Origin of the sequence: Rhodococcus sp. BH5, from assembly GCF_027583855.1 — a bacterium.
GTDB classification, from domain to species: domain Bacteria; phylum Actinomycetota; class Actinomycetes; order Mycobacteriales; family Mycobacteriaceae; genus Rhodococcus_F; species Rhodococcus_F qingshengii.
Map to the genome: position 1 here is coordinate 222729 of NZ_JAJHVW010000009.1, position 20201 is coordinate 242929.

Below are 20201 nucleotides of genomic sequence, written 5' to 3' on the forward strand. Positions count from 1 at the left end.
GATTAGCGTTGTCTTCACCAAGTGCGTGGAGGGCGAGTGATGGAACCTGGACCAGTTGAAGTCCACGTCCGCCGAGTGTCCAGGGTAGTTCGGTGACTGTCACAGGTCGGCGATCGGTGTCGACAGCGTTATGTCGACACCGATGCTCCGGAGATTGCCGTCGAGGACTTGCCAGATGGAGCGTTCGAGGAATTCGGCCAATTCCGCACTGGTCACATCGGAACCCGGCTGGCTGAGCCAACGGTTGACGCTGACGTCGACCAATCCGATGACGCCGAAAGCCAAGGGCTCAGCCATCTTCGACGGTTTGCCACGGCTGGTGAGGATCGTGCCCAACAAATTTCCCAATTGGACGGCGATTGCCGTCTTGGTTCCGGTCACCACTTTCGAACCGGTGGCCCGCGTACTCGGCGAGCCCTTGCCTAAAAAGTGGTGCAGTCGTGGATATTTCACAATCCACTGGAGGTAGGTCTCGACGGCCCGTGAGATGGCCTCGCCGACGGTGCCCTTCGGCGTGAGAGTGGGGGCCAGGTCGGTCATCATCATCTCGAGGATGCGGACTCGCAGCTGCTCGTCGAGGTCGGCTCGATCCTTGAAAATCCGGTAGACAACAGAGCGGGGGACGTCGGCGCGCTCGGCGATCTGCTGGACGCCGACGTCGGCGCCACCTTCGTTGACTGCATCGAGTGCTGCGTCGAGGATCCGCGCTTTGCGCTGCTCCTTGTGATCGTTCCAGCGAGTGCTGCGCCCGTCGGGCTGCGCCGACTCGGCTGTTTTTGTCATAAATCGAACGATACTCACCCCGCCATTGACTGGACAAGATGTCTCACATACTTTGGTGGGACAGCGTGTCACACACAGATACCGTTCTCTTCAGGAGTGGCAATGAGTAACAGGGTTTTTGTCGTCGGCGTCGGCATGACGAAGTTCGAGAAGCCGGGAGCCCGCGAGTGGGACTACCCCGACATGGCACGCGAGTCGGGTACCAAGGCGCTCGAAGACGCGGGTATCGACTACACCGAGGTCGAGCAGGCATACGTCGGCTACGTCTACGGCGAGTCCACCGCAGGTCAGCGCGCTGTCTACGAGCTCGGTCTGACGGGTATCCCCATCGTCAACGTCAACAACAACTGTTCGACGGGATCGACCGCGCTCTACCTCGCCACGCAGGCGGTCAAGAGTGGTCAGGCCGACTGCGCACTCGCGCTGGGCTTCGAGAAGATGCAGTCCGGGTCCCTCGGATCCACCTACGACGACCGTGAACAGCCCCTCATGCGGCACCTCCTCGCTCTCGCCGAGCTGCAGGAGTTCGCGATGCCGCCGGCTCCGTACATGTTCGGCGCCGCGGGCGTCGAGCACATGGAACGCTTCGGAACCACTGCCGAGCAGTTCGCGAAGATCGCCGTCAAGAACCACAAGCACTCACTGAACAACCCGTACGCGCAGTTCCAGGACGAGTACACCCTCGAGCAGATCCTCGAAGCACGCCAGATCCACGGGCCGCTCACCAAGCTCCAGTGCTCGCCCACCTCGGACGGATCCGGTGCGGCGATCATCGCCAGCGAAGCATTCGTCGAGAAGCACGGCCTCGCTGCTCAGGCGATCGAGATCGTCGGGCAGGCCATGGTCACCGATATGAACAGCACTTTCGAGGACAAGAGCGCCATCAGCCTCGTCGGCGCAGACATGACCCGCAAGGCCGCCGAGAAGGTGTACGCCCAGGCCGGGATCACCGCCGACGACGTCGACGTCATCGAACTCCACGACTGCTTCTCCACTAACGAGTTGCTGACCTACGAGGCACTTGGACTGTGCGCCGAAGGTGACGGCGGCAAGCTCGTCGACGCCGACGACACCACCTATGGCGGACGCTGGGTGGTCAACCCGTCCGGCGGCCTCATCTCGAAGGGCCACCCCCTCGGAGCAACAGGCCTCGCGCAGTGCGCCGAACTCACCTGGCAGCTCCGCGGAACCGCGGACAAGCGTCAGGTCGACGGCGCGAAGGTCGCCCTCCAGCACAACATCGGACTCGGCGGTGCAGTTGTCGTGACCGCATACAAGCCCTACGCACGCTGAATCACACCCTCAACCCGCTAGCTACCCACTAGGAGTTTCATCATGGCTTCCGTTTCCGTCTCCGCCGTACTGCCCGCATCCCCCGAGAAGACCTGGGATGCGCTCTCCGATCTGTCTCGCTGGGAAGAGTGGCTCACCATTCACCAGGGCTGGAAGAGTGAACTCCCCACCGAGGTCGCGTTGGGCGCCAAGTTCACCGAGGTCGTCTCCGTGATGGGTATGGCCAACAAGATCGAGTGGACCGTCGAAGAGGTCGAGGTTCCGAAGATGGTCAAGATTGCCGGTACCGGAATGGCCGGCGTCACCGTCGAATTCATCCTCTCGGTCGAGGCCGACGGTGCGGGTTCGAAGGCAACCGTCGACGCCAGCTTCAAGGGCACCATGATCGTCGGGCCGATCGGCAAGGCAGTTGCCAAGAACGCCAAGGCTGATCTCGAGGCCTCGCTGGCCAAGTTCGCCGAGCTGGTCGGGTAACGGCTCGATGACGACACCGAAGACCAACGCGGTCGAATTCGATACGTCCGGGCTGGACGCATGGACCGATCCGGAGCACTTCGAGGTGACAGCCGAGCGCATCGCCGAATATGCCGCTGCCACAAACGACCCCATCGAGCGACACCTGAAAGGCGAGATCGCTCCGCCGGTCTTCGCGGTGGTACCCGTCTTCATGTCGATGGCACCCGCTGCGCTGTCGGTGGCGCCGGTCGAACTGCTGATGAAGCTCGTTCACGGTGAGCAGGACTTCCTGTTCCACCGTCCGATCTACCCCGGTGACCACCTTGTCGCTCGCGCCAAGCCCATCGGATTCGAGGGCCGGGACAACGGATCCACCGTTGTCATCTACGTCGAAACCAAAACCGACAAGGGTGAATTGGTCAACGAGCAATGGATGACAGCGTTCTTCCGCAAGGTCGACGCGGGCCCCGGACTGGGCGAGAAGGCTCCCGAACACCGATTCGACGACGCTCTTCGCGCTGGTAGTCCCGCAGCGGTGGTGAACCAGCATATCGACGAGGACCAGACGTTCCGGTACTCACCGGCTTCCGGCGATCCGATGCCGATCCACCTTGACGAGGAGATCGCTCGGATGTCCGGGCTCCCCGGAATCATCAACCACGGACTGTGCACCATGGCGTTCACGTCGTGGGGAGCCCTGACCGAACTGGCAGGCGGCGAGACCGAGCGGTTGCGCCGTCTCGCAGTGCGATTCGCGAAACCCGTACTCCCGACACAGGACATCGAGACGGTGTTCTACAAGTCGAGTTCGGCAGACGGAGCCACGTCGTACTCGTACGAAACCAGTGCGGTCGGCGACCTCGTGATCAAGGACGGCCTCGCGGTCATCGCCGACAAATGAGTCTTCATGTCCGACAACTGAACTGATGGGAATCTGAACTGATGGGAAGTCTCGACGGTCGCGTAGCGATCATCACCGGAGCAGGACGCGGCATCGGCCGTGAGCATGCGCTGCTCTTCGCTCGTGAGGGTGCGAGCGTCGTGGTCAACGACCTCGGCGGCGCAAACGACGGTTCCGGTGCAGATGCCGGCCCCGCGCAGCAGGTAGTCGACGAGATCGTTGCCGCAGGCGGCAAGGCCGTTGCCAACACCGACAACATCGCCACCTGGGACGGTGCCGAGGGCCTCGTCAAGCAGGCCGTCAGTGAGTTCGGCCGACTCGACGTCCTGGTCAACAACGCCGGCATTCTTCGTGACGCCTTCATCGCGGGTATGGACGAGAGCCAGTGGGACGCAGTCATTGCCGTGCACCTCAAAGGGCACGCCGCGACACTGCACCACGCTGCCGCATACTGGAAGGACCAGAGCAAGGCAGGCGAGACCGTCAACGCTTCGGTCATCAACACTGCTTCGGCTTCGGGTACCTTCATGCCCAATGCGGGCCAGGGCAACTACGGTGCCGCCAAGGCGGGCATCGCAGCTCTGACTTTGGTGGCCGCTGACGAGCTCGATCGATACGGCGTGCGCGTCAACGCAATTGCGCCGATCGCGCGTACTCGACTGACGCTGGCGACACCCGGTATGGGTGCGCTCTTCGCGGCCGAGGTCCCCGAGGGTGAGTTCGACGCGTTTGCGCCGTCCAACATCTCGCCGCTCGTGGCCTATCTCGCGGCGGCGGACTGCAAGCTCACCGGCAAGGTGTATGCCGTTCAGGGTGGGGCCATCACGGAACTCGCCGGCTGGCACGGTGTGAACACCATCGAGAGCGAGGGTCCCTGGACCACCGCCGACCTCGCAGAACGTCTGTAAGCGCATGGCACGCAACGCATACGAACTCGGTCTCGGGCTGAGTGAGGAGCACACCGCGCTTGCAGATTCGGTGCGCTCCTTCGCCGAGCGCACCATCACCACCGAGCAGGTGCGCGCGGCCGTGGAGTCACGGACCGAGGACAAGTTCCCCCAGTTCTGGACGGCACTCGTCGGGCAGGACCTTCTCGGGCTCGCGGTTCCGGAAGAGCAAGGTGGTCACGGCGCCGGCCTGCTGACCTTGGCGGTGGCACTGGAAGCATTGGGCCGCACAGTCTCTCCCGGCCCGTTTGTTCCGACAGTATTGGCAAGCGCCGTTCTCGGTGCCGCCGATTCCAAGGCGGGACCCGAGTTCCTGCCGGGTCTGATCGACGGAAGTCGTACGGCAGCAGTCGCCTTGGGTGCACCGTTGACGTCCGAGTCGTCGGACGGCGGATACAAGATCACGGGCGCACTCGACGGTGTGCTCGGTGGTGAACACGCCGACGTGCTGCTGGTCCCGATCCAGTTGCCCGAGGGCGTTCGCTACGCGGTGCTCGAGAGCAGCGCAGTCGCGATCACCGTGCAGGACAGCATCGACGTGCTGCGCGGCAGTGCGCGGATCGAAGCTGACAATGTTCAGATCAGCGCCGAACGGGTACTCGACGGTCTCACCGAGGCGCGGGTACGGTCCATTGCCGCAGTCGTTCTCGGCGCCGAAGACGTCGGCGTCATGTCCTGGTGTGTTTCCACTGCGTCGGAGCACGCCAAGACCCGTGTGCAGTTCGGGCGACCCATCGGCCAGTTCCAGGGCGTCAAGCACAAGTGTGCGCAGATGGGCATTGCGCTCGAGCAGGCCCGCGCCGTTGTGTGGGATGCGGCAAGCGCGTTGGACAAGGGCGACGACACGGCAGATTTTGCCGCCGACATCGCAGCAGTCATCGTGCCGGACGCCGCAGTGCAGGTAGCGCAGGACTGCGTGCAGGTTCACGGCGGCATCGGATTCACGTGGGAGCACGACGCACACCTGTACTACCGCCGCGCGCTCTCGATCCGCGGCATTCTCGGCACCCGCGAGGATCGAGCCAATCGTGTTGCGCAGCAGGCACTTGACGGTGTCAGCCGGGCTTCGGTTCTCGAACTGCCGCCCGAGGCGGAGGAGATCCGCGGCGGCATCGCGGCCGAGCTTGCCAAGTTGGTCGAGCTCGACGAGGACGACCAGCTCATTGCACTCGGCGACGGCGGCTGGGTTCAGCCGCACCTGCCGAAGCCGTACGGGCGCAGCGCCGCTCCGCTCGAGCAGATCGTCATCTCCCAGGAGATCAAGGCTGCGGGTATCTCGATGCCGCAGCTCCTGATGGGCACTTGGGCCGTGCAGGCCGTCGTGGCACATGGTTCGGACAAGCAGAAGCAGGAATTGGCAGTACCGACCCTGCAGGGTGAGCTGGTGTGGTGCCAGCTCTTCAGTGAGCCCGGTGCTGGTTCCGACCTCGCATCACTGTCGACGAAGGCCGAAAAGGTCGACGGCGGTTGGAAGATCACCGGTCAGAAGATCTGGACCACGGTTGCTCAGTTCTCCGACTGGGCGATGCTGATCGCCCGTACGGACGCCGGCAAGCCGAAGCATCAGGGCATCACCTACTTCGTGCTCGATATGTCGACACCGGGCATCACCGTCCGCCCGCTGCGTGAGATGACGGGCTCGGCGTTGTTCAACGAGGTGTTCCTCGACGACGTGTTCATCCCCGACGAGAACGTGGTCGGTGAGGTCAACGACGGTTGGAACGTCGCCCGGACGACGCTGGCCGGCGAGCGCGTCGCGCTCAGCCAGAAGATGGAGGCGTACGCCTCGGACTCCGATCTGCTGAAGTTCGCGAAGTCGGCAGACCTGAGCCCGATCGGACGCTACCGTGTCGGCGAGCTGGTTGCGGAGAGTCAGGCGATCGACCTCATCGGCTCCCGCGTTGTGCTCAAGCAACTTTCGGGGATCGACGTGAGTACGACGTCGAGCGTCGGCAAGCTGTTGGCGATGAAGATCAGCCAGTCGATCGCCGAGTTCGTCGTCGCCGAACTGGGTGCTGCCGGAGCGGTCAGCATCCCAGGTCAGCCAAGCGACAAGGCGATGGAGCAGCTCATTTCGGGCCGTGCCACCACCATCTACGGCGGCACAACCGAGGTGCAACTCAACGTGATCGGTGAGCGCATGCTCGGATTGCCGCGAGACTGAGGGTATTTATCGGGTGGGGCTCAGTCCTGGATTCTTCTCCAGGGCTGAGCCTCTTCCAGTTCGAAGGCCAATTCGAGGAGCGTGCGCTCGTCGCCGAGATCGGCGGAGAAATGCGAAGCCAACGGCAAACCACTGCTGGTCTGATGCATCGGTAGCGAAATCGCGGGACCTCCGGAGATGTTGTTCAGCGGCGTGAACGACGTGTACGCGATCAACTTGTCGAAAAGCTCCTCGAAAGGCTGAGCGGGAGAGAGGTATCCGAGCTCGGGGGTGGTGTGCCCCAGAGCCGGCGAGAGCACGACGTCGTACTTCAAGAACATGGCGCTGTACTGCTGCTGGAGCCGTCGCAGACGGTAGAGCACGCGCGGCGTCTTCACCAGGTTCTTCCGGTACAGCGTGTAGAGGCCCTTGGTGAGATTGTCGGTGCCGGACTTGTCGAAGTCGGGTCCGAGCATTTGTTTGCCACCGGTGGAGATGGCAAACGACAGAAAGCCCCAGTAAATGCTGAAGTCGTCGATGAATTCGGGGCCGACGGGCAGTGCTGCGTCCTCGACATGATGGCCAAGGCTTGCAAGGAGTTCGGCCGTAGCTTCGACGGACTTGCGCGTCTCGTCGTCCGTCTTGGTGACGGTGACGGAATCGGCGATCACGCCGACGCGCAGGCGGGTTGAGCTGGGTCCTTCGATCAAGCGAACCGGTGCGAGTCGCGGATTGCGGTAGTAGTTCTCAGCCGCAGACATCCATCGTGCAGTGTCGCGAACAGTCCGAGTAACGGCGCCCTGGGCAATCAACCGGATCGGCATCGACTTGTCGGCCGGATCGGCGATGGTGCGTCCGCGAGTGGGTTTGAGTCCGACGAGTCCGCAGGCAGCGGCGGGAATGCGAATCGATCCACCGCCGTCGTTGGCGTGCGCGATCGGGAGTACGCCGGCAGCAACAAGCGCGGCTGCCCCTCCCGAGGAAGCGCCCGACGAGTACGCCGGATTCCACGGGTTGTGGACGGGTTCTTCCGTCATGTATTCGGTGGACGCACTGAATCCGAACTCGGGCAGTCGGGTCTTGCCGATCGAAATGGCCCCGGTGGAGAGGAACTGCTTCGCGAAATCGCTGTCGGCTTTGGCGGGGATCGCGGTGAAGGCGGTACTGCCCTGCTGGGTGGGAAGGCCGGCGCTGTCGGTGTTGTCCTTGATCGCGGTGGGGACACCGGCAAAGACGCCCTTGGCGGGCCGGTTGCTCCTGGCGAGGGCACGATCGAAATCAGTGCAGGCCAGACCGTTCAATTGCCCCTGCACTGCCTCGGCGCGGGCGATCGATGCCTCCATGACTTCCCGTGCGGTCACCTCACCCGATTCGATCCGGGCGGCGACGCCGGTGGCGTCGAGGTCGCCGAGGGCGTCGTCGGTGAAAGCGTGGATGGGGGTGTTCGCGGTCATGGGGATCCTTGTCAGGCGGAGGCACTCAGGTCGTCCGTCCAGCATATTGGACGGACGACCCCTGAGTGGCGCTATCTGTGGATTGCGGTATCAGCTACCGAAGATCGTCACTGCCTGCTCTGCTGCCTGCGGCGCCTGCTGGAACACTCCCTGTGGGATGAACTGCTGCGGAATGAACTGCTGGGGGCCCAACTGCTGGAAGTTCGTGACCATCGGGTGGATGACGTTGTTGAATACATCGTTGAACATGTGTTGTGTCCTTCGGTTACAGCGTTTTTCGAACTTCTGACTCCATCGACACTAAGCACGGTTCTGACGAGTTTCAACGAAAATTGCTGATACACAGGCAAGTTCAAGTTCATTGCCAGCTGGGGGCCAGAGATCGGCCTTCCTTCACAGCTTGGACGCTGCGCCGTGCAGGTTCTTGGCTGTCGGGGAGGTCTCGACGGATTTGGGATCGGGGTACGTGCCCAGTACTCGATCGGCAGTTCCCGCGGTGGTGACGGTGAACCAGTAGTGCTCGTTCTTGAAGTGGTGGTTGCGGTGGTTGCGCCAAACTGACCGGTAGAGAGCAGTTTTCGGCTTGTAGTCACTGTGGATGAGGAAATGTGTCCACTCGTAACCGAGGCCGAGCACGGAAATGCAGGTCAGGAACGTCAGACCGAGTTCGACGCGGGGAAATGCCAGGAGGGCGACGGCTGTCAGAACGGGAATCACGATCAGGAGCGTCTGCCACGGGATGAAGATGAGTGAGACGGTTCGCGGCGCAAAGTGGTGTTCCCGATGGCTGCGCGCCAGCCGTGAATCGAGTGTGACGCCGGCAATGGTTCGTGGCTTCCAATGAAGAACGAAGACGTGAATGATCCACTCCACGAAGGGGAATGCGGCAAGCATCACGAGCGGAACGAGGGCGTCGGTGATCTGCCAGTTGCCCACTGCGATGCGCGCCGCCGCGGCGGCCAGCAGCATGGTGCCGATCATCCACGGCGTCGGTGACTTGCGGAACGTCCGTGCGGCATCGGCGAGAGTAAGAGGCTTGCTCATGGTTTCAGTCCTTCCAGGAAGGTGAGAGCGTCGCCGATTGCCGTCGTGCCGGTGTGAAGGAGCTGTGCGGCTGACGTCTCGGCAGTTGGCTCGTCGTGTGAAGTGATGGCGGAGGCCAGTTTTCGATACAGGTCGGTCTGGCCGACTTCGGCGACCATGACGGATGCAAGTGCGGTCATAGCCGGCTCGTATGCAGCCCGAAGGCTGTTGAAGATCAAACGGAAGGCAATGGAATCTGCGCTGTCGACGACGACGTCCCAGAACGCCAGAGCGCGGTCTTGCAACTCCACTGGATCTTCGGTGGCGCCTAGTTGATCAACGGCCGTGTCGAGTTCTCGGGCGGATTCCGCGGAGATGCGACGGGCGGCCAGCACAGCGATCTGCGGTCCCATCAACTCGCGAGTTTCCAGGACGCTGCGCACCACGCTCAGATCGGGGACGCCGTCGCGCACCAGCAGCTGGGGGAGAAGTTCGGGTCCGGCCTGGCGTCGAAAATCGCGCACCGACGTGGACTCGCCCTGGCGGACCTCGACGAGTCCGGCCTGGGCGAGCTTCTGAATTGCCTCGCGGACTGCGGGCCGCGAGACGCCGAATGCCTCGGCGAGCTTGCGCTCGCTGGGTAGTGCCTCACCCGCAGCCAGCTCTCCGGCCAGCACTTTCACCGAAATCTGGTCGAAGACTGCGCCGGAGGCCGAGGTACGTGCAACGGGTTGGAACATGTACCGACCTTAAGTGCTTGCTGGTGAGAGGTCAAGTGGTATTACCAGCTGAGCACTGGCGTGAAAGAGATACCCCTTGGCCAACAAGCTTCACCGTAACGGCGCAGGTGAGAGTAATTTTAGGCGACCCTAATTCGGAATACCGTCAGGAAGCCCATGACACCTCTCCTGTTACCGACGCTAGACACCGACGCAGAGTTCGCTCGCATCACCGCGGCCTTGACCCGGCGCGGCTTTCTGGGCGGAAGTGCCGCCGCACTGTCCATGCTCGCCCTCGCCGGATGCAGCAGTGAGGACGGCGGTGACGGTGCGGAAGGCGAAACTCGGACGGTGCAGACGCATTACGGACCCGTGGATGTTCCCGTTGATCCGCAGCGCATCGTCGCCGTCTCCTACAACACCCCGTGGCAGTTGCAAGCCGTCGGCGCCCGACCCGTCGCGACGCTCGACTATAGCGCGTACATCGACCAGTTCACCCCGACACAGCAGAAGTTCATCGACGGCTTGTCCACGGTGGGGGTTTTCCTCGAGGTCAACCGCGAAGCCGTCGTGGCTGCCGCGCCTGATCTCATTGTCGGCGATGCGTACGAGATCGACGAGGACATGTTCCGCGAGCTCTCGAAAATTGCTCCGACAGCGGTGTATTCGGGCACGAACCGATCGGATTGGCGCGCTGTCGCCGAGGGTGTCGCAGACGCGGTCAACAAGGGTTCGGCGTTGACGTCGAATCGCGAGAAGTATCAGGCGATGCAAGAGCGAATCCGCACCGAATACGCCGCGCAGCTTGGCGAGAATCGGTGGGCCCAGGTTGCTATCGGTGGTTCGGAAGGGCTCTTCTCCATCCTGTATCCAACCGGAGTGACCGGCGCGATGCTCGCCGACCTGAACGTGACCCGCGGCGAATTCATCCCGGACCTGCGCCCAGCCACCGGCTTCGAAGCCTTCCCGCTCGAACAACTCGAAATGCTGCGGGACGTCACCGTCGTCATCTACCCGAAGCAGCCGAACGGAACTGATTCTGCAGGAATGAAATCCGTCTTCGCCAGCCCGCTGTGGAGCCGCATTCCGGCAGCAGCTTCGGGCCGGGTATTCGGAATCAGCACTCAGGTCACCGACTACGGCACTGCAATCAATTGGCTCAACGAACTCGAAACCGGCGCTTTGGAGGCACTTTCATGACATCACTTCTATTGCCCAGCGCTGACACCGATGCCGAATTCGCTCGCATCACCGCAGCACTTACCCGACGCGGTTTCCTCGGAGCCGGTGCCTTGGCGGGGATCGGATTGCTCACGGCCTGTGGAACCAGCTCCGGTGAATCGGCCGAGGGTTCGATGCGCACCATCAACACGGCTCTGGGGCAGGTGGAAGTGCCCACCAACCCGCAACGGGTGGTCAGCGCCGATTACTACACGGGCCCCGCGATGTTCGACGCCGGGTTCACACCGGTCGGATTGCCGGTCGACTACGAGAACGCCGACGGCGTCCCGGAACCCTATGCGTCCGCTCTGCGGTCTCTCCCGAAGGTGGGACGCTGGTACGAGCCCAACGCCGAGGCGATAGCGGCTTTGTCTCCCGACCTGATCGTGATGACCAACCTGCTGTCGGAGAACAACCCGGATCTTTACGAGCAGATCCGGTCGATCGCACCGACCGCGGTTTTTGCCGAGGACGGGCAGTACGCATGGAAGGAGCGCGCCTTCGGAGTCGCGGACGCGCTGAACCAGAGCGCGAAGGTTCAAGAGTTGGCAGATCGGTACGAGGCGCGGATCGCCAAGTTCCGCAGCGACAACGCTGATGTGCTGAGCAAGGTGAAGGTCGTCTACACCACGTACTTCGAGGAGAGTGGTTTCTCGCTGTACTCGCCGACCAAGTATCAGACGACGGTCATCAGCGAGGCCGGGTTCCAGTTCAACGACCGTTCACTCGCAATTCCCGCCGGCAGCAACGAGTGGTTCCCGAGGGAGCAGTTGGAGCTACTCGACGAGGCCGACGTCATCATCACGAACAGTGGCAAGGGCCCCATCAACGAGAAGTTGGCGAACGACACCATCTTCCAGCGTCTGCGCGCCGTCAAGAATGATCAGGTGTACTCGTTCGACTACGAGGGCGTCGCGTCCTTCGGTTGGGCCCTGACATTCCTCGAGCAGTTCCAGCCGATCGCTGAGGAGATCAGAGCCAAGCTCTGATCTCCTCAGCAATCAAGAGGACGCCGGCGTCACCACATTCAGCTTCGGTTGATGCTGGTCGGTGTATGCCCACGGGCGGATCTTCTCCAGTGCTTTGCCGATCCGGAACACGGTCGGTTCGTCGTACGTATGGCCGACGATCTGGACGCCCGTGGGAACGCCGTTGTGTGCGTGTCCACTCGGCACCGCCAATACGGGGCACCGATTGGCGACGTTGAACGGCAATGTGAGAAGTGCTTCGGCGGTGTTATTCACGTGCTGACCCGCCACAGTGAGGCCGTCGAGCAAAGACTCGCCTGCCGGGAAGGCGATGGTGCCCGAAGTCGGGCAGATCAGCGCATCGAAGGGAGCCATCGCCTCGGCGAGCTCTCGTTGCATTTGGGTTTCCTTGCGAAGGCCGTCCAGAAATGACATTTCCGCAGCGCCCTTCGACGTGATCGCGACGTTGTCGAGCGTGTAGTCGGCAAGAAGATCACCGTGGACGCGAGCAACTTCCGCGACGGATGCACCCATGATCGTTCCGAAATGGACTTTCACCGCTGCTGCCATCGAATCACGAGTCCACGGCAACTCGATCTCCTCGACGATCGCGCCGGCATCGACCAACGACTGTGCGAGAGCCCGGGTGTTCGCCTCGATGTCAGGCTCGATGGGGAAGTCACCGAGCCGCAGGCACAGGGCAATTCGCATTCCCTCGACCGACGGGTACTCGTGTGGCAGCGTGATCGCCGGCCTCAGGGAAGAATGGTCACGCGGATCCGGCCCGATCAGAACGTTGGCCAAAAGAATTGCGTCGTCGACAGTTCGGGCCATCGGACCGTCGCCACGGTAGGAATCCATGGACAGCGGGGCGACCCCGGCGATACGCCCGTACGAGGCCTTGAGACCGACGGTGCCGGTAAAGCCTGCCGGGCCTCGCGTCGACCCGCCGATGTCGGATGCTGTTGCCAGAGTAGTAGTTCCGGCGGCCAGTGCGGCGCCGGCTCCGCCGGATGAGCCGCCGGGACTGTAATCGAGGTTCCAGGGATTGCGGGTCACGCCCCACAAAGGAGAGTGTGTGAACGCCGCGACGCAGAATTCCGGTGTCGTCGTGCGTGCGTGAATCAGGCCGCCTGCTGCCAGAACTCGGTCGATCACCGGTGCGTTCTCGCGGGCGATGTTGCCGCGTCCCGCCAGCGAACCTTCGGTCAGAGACTTTCCCGCAATGGCATGTTTTTCCTTGGCAGCTACCGGAATTCCCTCCAACGGTCGAGGTTCGGGTCCGTGGCCGAGGTATCGGCTCTCGGCTTCCCGGGCGCCGGCGAGGGCCTCGTCGAACATCTCTTCGGTGAAGGCATTGATGTGAGGTTCGAAATTCTGTGTCCGGTCGATGATTGCCTGTAGCAGTTCGACCGGAGACAATTCTCGCGCGCGAAAGTGAGCAATGGCTTCGGTGGCGCTGAGGTAGTGCAGTTCGTCTGACATGACGTTATCTCCCTGGGTAAGTCTGTGTGAGAATCACGCGCTCCGCGCAAGGGCTCCCAGTGCAGCTGCGGTCATGGCCGTGACACCTTCGGGTAGGGCAGCGGCGGGATCTGGGGCGAAGCGCGGTGAATGATTGGACGGCGTGCCGGGTGGTATCCGTCCCTCAGCGAGCGCGGCAAGGGCGGTTCCGTCGAAACTTTGAAGTGCCGTTCCGCCGAAATGCCAGAATACGGAGGGGCATTGGGCGGCGGTGCCGAAGATGCCGAAGTCCTCGCTACCCGAAAGTGGTTGTGACAGAGTATGCATTCCCAAGCCGGCCTGTCGCAGGTCGGACATCACCGTGGACGTGGCGTCCGGAGTGTTGACCGTGGCCGGAAAGCCGTTGTACGCATGAACGTCCGGCGCGTCGGTGGCGCCTGCCCCGTCAGCTTCTGCGCGAGCGATCCTGCCCACCGATTCGAGCATGTGATCTCGCGACGACGCACTGAAAGTTCGCAGGCTGAGTAGCAGTTCGGCGTCGTCGGCAATGATGTTCGCAGCTGTGCCGGCGTGCAAGGCTCCCACCGTGAGCACAGGTGCTGTCGGGGTTGCCGCTTCATGAGCGACCAGACTTTGAATGCGCAGCGCGAAAGACGCTGCCATCAACAAAGGGTCGATGCATGCGTACGGTGATGACGCGTGTCCACCACGGCCGTGAAAGACCACTCGTATCGTGTCGGATGCTGCCATCAAGATGTCGGGTTTGCTGACCAACATCCCCGCCGGAGTCGGGCCCACGTGCTGTCCCAGGCAGAGGTCCGGTCGTGGGAAGCGGTCGAAGATTCCGTCGTCGACCATCGCACGAGCGCCGGAGCCGGTCTCCTCAGCAGGCTGGAAGACCGCGACAACAGTCCCGGTGATCGATGTCGGATCCGCGGAAAGTGCTGCGCACGTGGCAAGTAGCGCGGTTACGTGGACATCGTGGCCACACGCATGCATGACTCCATCAGTTCTGGAGGCGTAGGACAGCCCGGTGTCTTCTGCCACCGGCAACGCGTCCATGTCGGCGCGTAGCAGGATCACCGGACCGCTGCTCCCTTCGAGAACACCGACGACACCCGTACCGCCGACCCCGACCGTGACGTCCCAGCCACCGATTCGCCGAAGTTCCTCGGCAACAATTGCGGCGGTGCGAGTTTCGTCGCCGGACAACTCGGGGTGTGCGTGTAGGTCCCGGTAGAGCTCGAACCAGTGCGGCTCGACGGTTCGCAACCGCGACGGGTCTCCGAACTCGAGATTCGAAAGCAGTTGATTCATGGTTGATCTTCTTTCAGTTGGCGGTTTTCAGTTGCACCAGGTTCAGCATCTTTTCCCGGGTTTGTGGTGCTGCCATGACCGCGACGATCGCCACGACAGGCCCGACCGCGAGAGATACGAACGCCGCTGACCAGGAGAGGTGGTCCACGATGAATCCGAATACCAACGGCGCGACTATTCCGGCGACCATGCCGCCGAAAATGATCATCGACGAGGCTGCTCCGACCACCGACGAAGGCAGGCTACGAAGCGGAAGTGCAAAACACGGCATGAAAGCGAAAGAGGCAGCGGCAGATCCGAGGGTGACGAGAACGACGAACAAGGCCGTGTTGGAGACGAAAGGAATCGAAACGAGCATCACGATGCACGCGAGCATGGACGGCACCACGACGACACGACTGTTGCCAGCCAGCCGATCGGAGATTCGCCCGCCGATGACGGTGGTCACGGCGGCCACCACGGTAGCCGGAATCAGAAGGAGGCTTGCGCTCGAGAGGGCGATTCCACGTTCGTCATGGAGGTACGACGGAACCCACGACGACATCCCCCAGATCACGAAGTCGTATCCGAAGAACATCAAGGCGAAGAGCCACATCGCGCGGGAGCGAAGTACGGTGCGCATGTTGTCCCAGGAAGAATCCGGACCGTGGTCGATCTCCGCCGGAAGTGCCGGCGGGAGCCACAACTTGATGCTGACGAGCGAGAGTACGCCGAGCGCCGCGACGGCCAGAAACATCCCACGCCAGCCGATCAACGGGAGAAGAGCTGCCGCAACAACGATGGCGAGAAGCGTACCGACGGCGTTGGAACTGTTCATCCATCCTGTGGCAGTGGCACGTTGCTCCGGGATGCTCCGCTCGGCAACGAGCTTTACTGCAGCTGCCGGAAACACGCCCTGCGCGAGACCGAAGAGAAAGCGAACAACCAGAAGCGTCCCGAACGACCAGGCAAGGGCAGTGAGGCCGGTGAAGACACTCCACGCCACCAACCCGATCAGAGCCATCCGGACTGCGCCGTATCGATCGGCGAGCAGTCCACCAGGCAGTTGGGCCAGCGTGTATGCAATGAAGAACGTGGAGATGATCAATCCACGCTGGGAGTAGTCGAGATCGAACTCCTCACCGAGCAAGGGGAGAGCGAGGTTGATCGCCAGCCGATCTATGTAGTCGATCGCGTACGCGACGAACAGCAACGCGACCGTGACTTTGGTGGAGCGAAGCACTGGGCCTCCAAGTGGTGAACCTGTGAAGTGATTCACACATCTTTGGCAAACAGGCAGGGATCACCGACCAGAATGCAGTAATCCGGCAATACTGGCCTGATGAAGCCGGAATCCGACACATTCGTGATCGCGGAATCTGATCTGGAGATCATCAATGCACTTCAGCTCAACCCCCGCGCGTCGTGGACGCAGTTGTCGTCAGTGCTCGACAGGGATTCGACGACGATCGCCCGCCGGTGGCGTCGCCTCGTCTCGAACGGTCATTCGTGGGTCAACGCGGTCGCAATCGGTCGAACCCACATATTCGGCTATCTCCTGATCAGGACCACACAGGATTCCGTTGCCGACGTGGGGGAGCGGTTACGTCAACTCTCCTGTGCCTATCTGTTGGCCAGGACGGAAGGCGAGTACGAGTATTTCGTCGGAGTCGTGGCCGCCGACCACAAGAGTTTGGACGCCCTGGTGTGTGAGCACCTTGCCGCCGATCCTGGAATTCTGTCGATCAGAAGCCGGGTCGGGGTGAAGGTGTACCGGGACGGGTTCAGCTGGGAGCCGGGCGCTCTGGGGCAAGCGGGTCGGGCTCAGCTGGCAACGGCATCGACAAAGGGCGCTGCGGTGCCGGCAGATCCGACAGAGTTCCGCAAGTCCGACGGTGCACTCTTGGAGGCGCTCGGCCGTGACGGACGTGCCAGCTATGCGCGTCTCGCCGCGATTTGTGGAACGAACGAGACTGCGATTCGACGGCGCTTGGCCCAACTGACTGCGTCGCAACAGTTGATTTTCCGCTGCGATGTCTCGCAACAGGCTGTCGGTTCACCGTTCGAAGTGATCTTCGACGTCGCTGTGGACGGCTCCACCGACGAACTCGGCAATCTTGTGTCGAGTTGGCCGGAGATCAGATTGTTGGTAGCGACCACCGGAACAGCGAACATGTTGATCAGCGTGTGGCTGAGCAGTCTCGCGCAGAGTCTTGTCGTCGAGGATCGCCTCCGTCGAATCGGTAGTGTGCGGATCCTTGATCGACGTGTCTCGTTGTACCCGATGAAGCGATTCGGACAGCTGCTCGGACCAAGCGGAGTGGCAGAAGGTCATGTGCCGGTCGCGATTTGGGGTGCCGGCGACCTTCTTCGCTGAGCGTCAGTCGATCGGCGTCCGATTGTCGTCGACGAGGTGCGTAGCGGAGTCGGTCGCACGGGAGCGCTTCCAGATCATCCGAGCCAGTGCGCCCAGCACGGACACGGCCAGGACAACGCCACCGCCGATGATGCCGGCCGACGAGTCGGGGAAGATGCCCTCGAGCAGCAGCCAGACACCGAAGACGAAGAACAGCACCGCGGCGCCGATCTTGATGAATCCGTCCGGAAGGTGCTTGCCCAGCACCGAGCCGACGATGATGGCGAGAGCGTCGGCCGCCACCATGCCTACCGTCGACCCGATCCAGACGCCGATCCAGTCGTTGTCGGTGGCAAGGGTGATGGTGGCGAGCATGGTCTTGTCGCCGAGTTCTGCCAGGAAGAAGGCCGAGGCGACAGCGATGAAGGCGGATCGCGTGACGCGACCGGCCTTGTTCTGCTCGTCGTCGGTGAGATCGTCACCGCGCAAGGTCCAGAGGCCGAAGATCAGGAAAGCGATACCGCCGACGATGGAAATCGCCGCGGTGGGGAGGGCGACGCCCAGGTAGTGGCCGACGGCGACCGAGACGAGGTGAACAAGGGTGGTGGCGACGGTGATTCCGCCGAGGACGACCCACCAGCGATAGCGCAAGGCAAACGTCATTGCCATCAGTTGCGACTTGTCACCGAGTTCTGCGACAAAAATGACGCCGAAACTCAAAAGTATTGCGGCAAGCAAGATCTACTCCTCCGGTCGGTGTAGGTCGGAGGAAAAATGCGAGCCTCCGGCCTGGGCAGGCGCAGTGGGTGCGCTTGTCCGGCCGAAGGTCTCGCCCACCGAGGCCACAGGACCTTCGGTTCGCCAGGCCGGGTGCTTCGCGATCCGCACCAGGCGGAGCGCGTCGAACCAGTATGTCGACACGGGCGATTGGGGGCTACTCCCCTTCGTTGCTGCCCACGTTAGCGCGCCTGAAACGAATTGGCAAAGCGCACAGCAAGTTTGGGAGTCCGAACTTATCGGTTACCGGGGCCGTCACGAGGCGAGGAGCATGGCCAAAACAGCGGTGTCGGGATCGCTGATCGGATCGATGCCGACACGACTGATCATGGAGACGACTGTGCCGTCCGGCTCAGCCTCGACCCACGCCGCACGATGCTCCAAACCCAGATAGGGAAGGCCTGGCAGCAGTACGCACCCCGACGCGCTGCCTTCGCATTCCGGCAGGCTGGGCGTGGTTTCCGACGGTGGGTGCAGCATGATCAGCGCCGGTGGCTGATGGTCGGAGAAACGGCCGGGTGTCAAGGCGAAATCGCCGAGTACCGGACCTTCGGCGACCACCAGACCGACGGTGCCCGGCTGCGGATCTTCGGGAACGTCTTCACGGACCCCGAAGACCGTCGTGGTCGGCAACAAACCTGGCATCGAGGCCACGCGGACAGCCAATGCGAGAAGCTGCGCCCACTCCTGGGTGGTGTCCGGCCAACGACCGGAAATGACGAACCCCTGCAAAGACCCAGCGGCTTGGAACGGAGAAATGCCTATTGCTTCGTTTCTGTTCATTTCTGTTCCTCCCTCGGTGCTGGGGCAAATCTCGGGCAGACGCGCATGCGTCGGTCCGGCACACCTCGTTGGGTAATCGAAATATGCACCCATTCGGTACTGGCACACAAGAGAGGGAGAGTGCCAGCCAGGTTTGCGCTGGTGAGGGCGGTGGTATGCGCAGACATGACTCTGTCGAAGAACCGTTCTCGGCTGGAAGACCTGGCAACGCAGGCGTGGATCTTCGGATATCCCCTGTTGATTGCTGCGGTATCGCGGGATGTCATGACGGCGGTGCCTTCGCCGGTGGCGATGAAAGCCCCGCTCAACCAGTTCGCATACGCGCGTACGACGCCGGATGCGACCTTCACCGATGTCGTCTCACCCAACGCGGACACTCTCTACTCGTCGGGGTGGCTGGACGTCTCGACGGAACCGCAGGTGCTCTCACTGCCGGACTTCGGCACGCGGTACTGGCTGGTCCCCATCCTCGACGCGTGGAGCGACGTGTTCACGGTTCCGGGATCTCGGACAGTCGGGCGGACCGGGGGACCGTACCTGGTGGCCGGGCCGAATTGGAAAGGCAACGTGCCCAAGGGTTTGACGCTGCTGCGGTCTCCGACGGCGATGAACTGGATAGTCGCCCGCTACGCGACGTCGGGGGGAACAGACCTGGCAGAAGTGCACAGCCTGCAGGACCGGACGCGACTCACTCCTCTGTCGGAGTGGACGGGTGACCCGCAGGACTACACGCCTGGTGAAATGCCGGTGAACCCTGCCGTCGACACGCGGACGCCGCCGGTGGACCAGGTGGCCGCCATGGACGGCGAGGCATTCTTCACCAGACTCGACGCACTTCTCGACGACAATCCTCCGCGTCCGGAGGACACCGAGATGATGAAACAACTGTCCGACATAGGAATCGGCTCCTCCTTGCCCTGGAGGTCGCGTCCGCAGGAGGTACGTGATGCCCTCGATAGAGCTGCGCGAACCGGTATGGACGTGCTGAGCGAGATCGCCGAAGAGGCCGAGGGCAGTCCGAAGAACGGCTGGACGATGCACCGCGGCTTGGGGCACTACGGAACCCATTACGCTCAGCGGGCTCTGATCGTCTGGCTCGGTTTCGGGGCCAATCTCGACGCTGATGCCGTGTACCCGCATGCCACGACGGACGTCGACGGGAAGCCGCTGACCGGGGCGAAGAAGTACGTCCTGCACTTCGAGAAGGACGAGCTGCCACCGGTCGAGGGCTTCTGGTCGCTCACGATGATGAACGAGCGGCAGTTCTTCGTGGACAACCCGATCGACCGATACGCGATTGGCGATCGAAGCGATCTGGTGTTTGCCGACGACGGTTCCCTCGACATCTATCTTCAGCACGAATCCCCTGGTGGTGAGAAGGAGCGGAACTGGCTGCCGGCTCCGTCCGGCGACTTCAACGTCTTTCTGCGCCTGTACTGGCCGAAGGCTGCAGTGCTGTCGGGATCGTGGACTGCGCCCGGTATTCGAGAAGCAAGTATTCGAGAAGCAGGCTGAAAGTCCCCTCGCTTCGTACCCGAAGAGCACAACTCGGTATCAGCCGCGCGTTTCGATGGGCGGAAAGGTCACAGGAGTCATACGATCTGTCGGTACTGCCCT

At 62.4% G+C, this 20201-nt stretch carries 19 protein-coding genes; 9 read left to right on the plus strand and 10 right to left on the minus strand.

Features of this window, described 5'->3' with window-relative positions:
• Positions 1-99: 99 nt before the first annotated feature.
• Entirely contained in the window at positions 100-783 is a 684-nt protein-coding gene (locus tag RhoBH5_RS22815) for a TetR/AcrR family transcriptional regulator (RefSeq protein ID WP_158170479.1), read from the minus strand.
• 102 nt (positions 784-885) lie between these two features.
• Here RhoBH5_RS22815 and RhoBH5_RS22820 point away from each other — a divergent pair, with 102 nt between their 5' ends.
• Genes RhoBH5_RS22820 through RhoBH5_RS22840 form a run of 5 tightly spaced genes read left to right on the plus strand, consistent with a single transcriptional unit; the run spans position 886 to position 6544 of the window.
• Entirely contained in the window at positions 886-2076 is a 1191-nt protein-coding gene (locus RhoBH5_RS22820; protein WP_007735955.1) for a lipid-transfer protein, read from the plus strand.
• 42 nt (positions 2077-2118) lie between these two features.
• Complete coding sequence (locus tag RhoBH5_RS22825; RefSeq protein WP_030535858.1) at positions 2119-2550, plus strand: type II toxin-antitoxin system Rv0910 family toxin; 432 nt, start codon at positions 2119-2121, stop codon at positions 2548-2550.
• Positions 2551-2557: 7 nt separating this feature from the next.
• Complete coding sequence (locus RhoBH5_RS22830) at positions 2558-3433, plus strand: MaoC/PaaZ C-terminal domain-containing protein (RefSeq protein WP_073513190.1); 876 nt, start codon at positions 2558-2560, stop codon at positions 3431-3433.
• Positions 3434-3474: 41 nt separating this feature from the next.
• Complete coding sequence (locus RhoBH5_RS22835; RefSeq protein ID WP_007735961.1) at positions 3475-4341, plus strand: SDR family oxidoreductase; 867 nt, start codon at positions 3475-3477, stop codon at positions 4339-4341.
• Positions 4342-4345: 4 nt separating this feature from the next.
• A complete protein-coding gene (locus tag RhoBH5_RS22840) occupies positions 4346-6544 on the plus strand; it encodes an acyl-CoA dehydrogenase (RefSeq protein ID WP_162114191.1) in 2199 nt (732 codons plus the stop codon).
• Positions 6545-6564: 20 nt separating this feature from the next.
• Here the strand turns inward: RhoBH5_RS22840 and RhoBH5_RS22845 are convergent, their stop codons facing one another.
• The 4 genes from RhoBH5_RS22845 to RhoBH5_RS22860 form a co-directional block, all read right to left on the minus strand.
• Positions 6565-7977, minus strand: coding sequence for an amidase (locus RhoBH5_RS22845; RefSeq protein ID WP_118604933.1), 1413 nt, complete (start codon positions 7975-7977; stop codon positions 6565-6567).
• Between the two features lie 90 nt (positions 7978-8067).
• Positions 8068-8226, minus strand: coding sequence for a hypothetical protein (locus RhoBH5_RS22850; RefSeq protein WP_003944172.1), 159 nt, complete (start codon positions 8224-8226; stop codon positions 8068-8070).
• 144 nt (positions 8227-8370) lie between these two features.
• Entirely contained in the window at positions 8371-9021 is a 651-nt protein-coding gene (locus RhoBH5_RS22855) for a sterol desaturase family protein (protein WP_020968076.1), read from the minus strand.
• The gene (locus RhoBH5_RS22860) at positions 9018-9740 is read right to left on the minus strand and encodes a FadR/GntR family transcriptional regulator (RefSeq protein ID WP_042920615.1); all 723 of its coding nucleotides are present in this window, start codon (positions 9738-9740) and stop codon (positions 9018-9020) included. Before RhoBH5_RS22860 ends, RhoBH5_RS22855 begins: the two co-directional genes overlap by 4 nt.
• Positions 9741-9896: 156 nt before the next feature.
• Here RhoBH5_RS22860 and RhoBH5_RS22865 point away from each other — a divergent pair, with 156 nt between their 5' ends.
• Both RhoBH5_RS22865 and RhoBH5_RS22870 read left to right on the plus strand, forming a co-directional pair.
• Complete coding sequence (locus RhoBH5_RS22865; RefSeq protein WP_209910815.1) at positions 9897-10919, plus strand: ABC transporter substrate-binding protein; 1023 nt, start codon at positions 9897-9899, stop codon at positions 10917-10919.
• Positions 10916-11929, plus strand: a complete 1014-nt coding sequence (locus RhoBH5_RS22870) for an ABC transporter substrate-binding protein (RefSeq protein ID WP_063315277.1) — start codon at positions 10916-10918, stop codon at positions 11927-11929. The genes RhoBH5_RS22865 and RhoBH5_RS22870 overlap by 4 nt, the downstream gene beginning before the upstream one ends.
• 12 nt (positions 11930-11941) lie before the next feature.
• On the opposite strand, the gene RhoBH5_RS22875 is transcribed toward RhoBH5_RS22870, so the two are convergent.
• The 3 genes from RhoBH5_RS22875 to RhoBH5_RS22885 are packed head-to-tail and all read right to left on the minus strand — an operon-like array spanning position 11942 to position 15911.
• Positions 11942-13393, minus strand: a complete 1452-nt coding sequence (locus tag RhoBH5_RS22875) for an amidase (protein WP_030535850.1) — start codon at positions 13391-13393, stop codon at positions 11942-11944.
• A 33-nt stretch (positions 13394-13426) separates the two neighbouring features.
• A complete protein-coding gene (locus RhoBH5_RS22880) occupies positions 13427-14689 on the minus strand; it encodes an amidohydrolase (RefSeq protein WP_042920611.1) in 1263 nt (420 codons plus the stop codon).
• Between the two features lie 13 nt (positions 14690-14702).
• Positions 14703-15911, minus strand: coding sequence for an MFS transporter (locus RhoBH5_RS22885; RefSeq protein WP_270008827.1), 1209 nt, complete (start codon positions 15909-15911; stop codon positions 14703-14705).
• A gap of 99 nt (positions 15912-16010) precedes the next feature.
• Between RhoBH5_RS22885 and RhoBH5_RS22890 the strand changes: the two genes are divergently transcribed.
• Complete coding sequence (locus RhoBH5_RS22890; protein ID WP_054827770.1) at positions 16011-17045, plus strand: Lrp/AsnC family transcriptional regulator; 1035 nt, start codon at positions 16011-16013, stop codon at positions 17043-17045.
• A gap of 3 nt (positions 17046-17048) precedes the next feature.
• Here the strand turns inward: RhoBH5_RS22890 and RhoBH5_RS22895 are convergent, their stop codons facing one another.
• Together RhoBH5_RS22895 and RhoBH5_RS22900 are read right to left on the minus strand one after the other, a co-directional pair.
• The gene (locus RhoBH5_RS22895; RefSeq protein WP_058227350.1) at positions 17049-17762 is read right to left on the minus strand and encodes a TMEM165/GDT1 family protein; all 714 of its coding nucleotides are present in this window, start codon (positions 17760-17762) and stop codon (positions 17049-17051) included.
• 294 nt (positions 17763-18056) lie between these two features.
• Complete coding sequence (locus RhoBH5_RS22900; RefSeq protein ID WP_003944138.1) at positions 18057-18584, minus strand: hypothetical protein; 528 nt, start codon at positions 18582-18584, stop codon at positions 18057-18059.
• A gap of 165 nt (positions 18585-18749) precedes the next feature.
• Between RhoBH5_RS22900 and RhoBH5_RS22905 the strand changes: the two genes are divergently transcribed.
• Entirely contained in the window at positions 18750-20099 is a 1350-nt protein-coding gene (locus RhoBH5_RS22905; protein ID WP_003944160.1) for a DUF1254 domain-containing protein, read from the plus strand.
• The last annotated feature ends 102 nt before the right edge of the window (positions 20100-20201 follow it).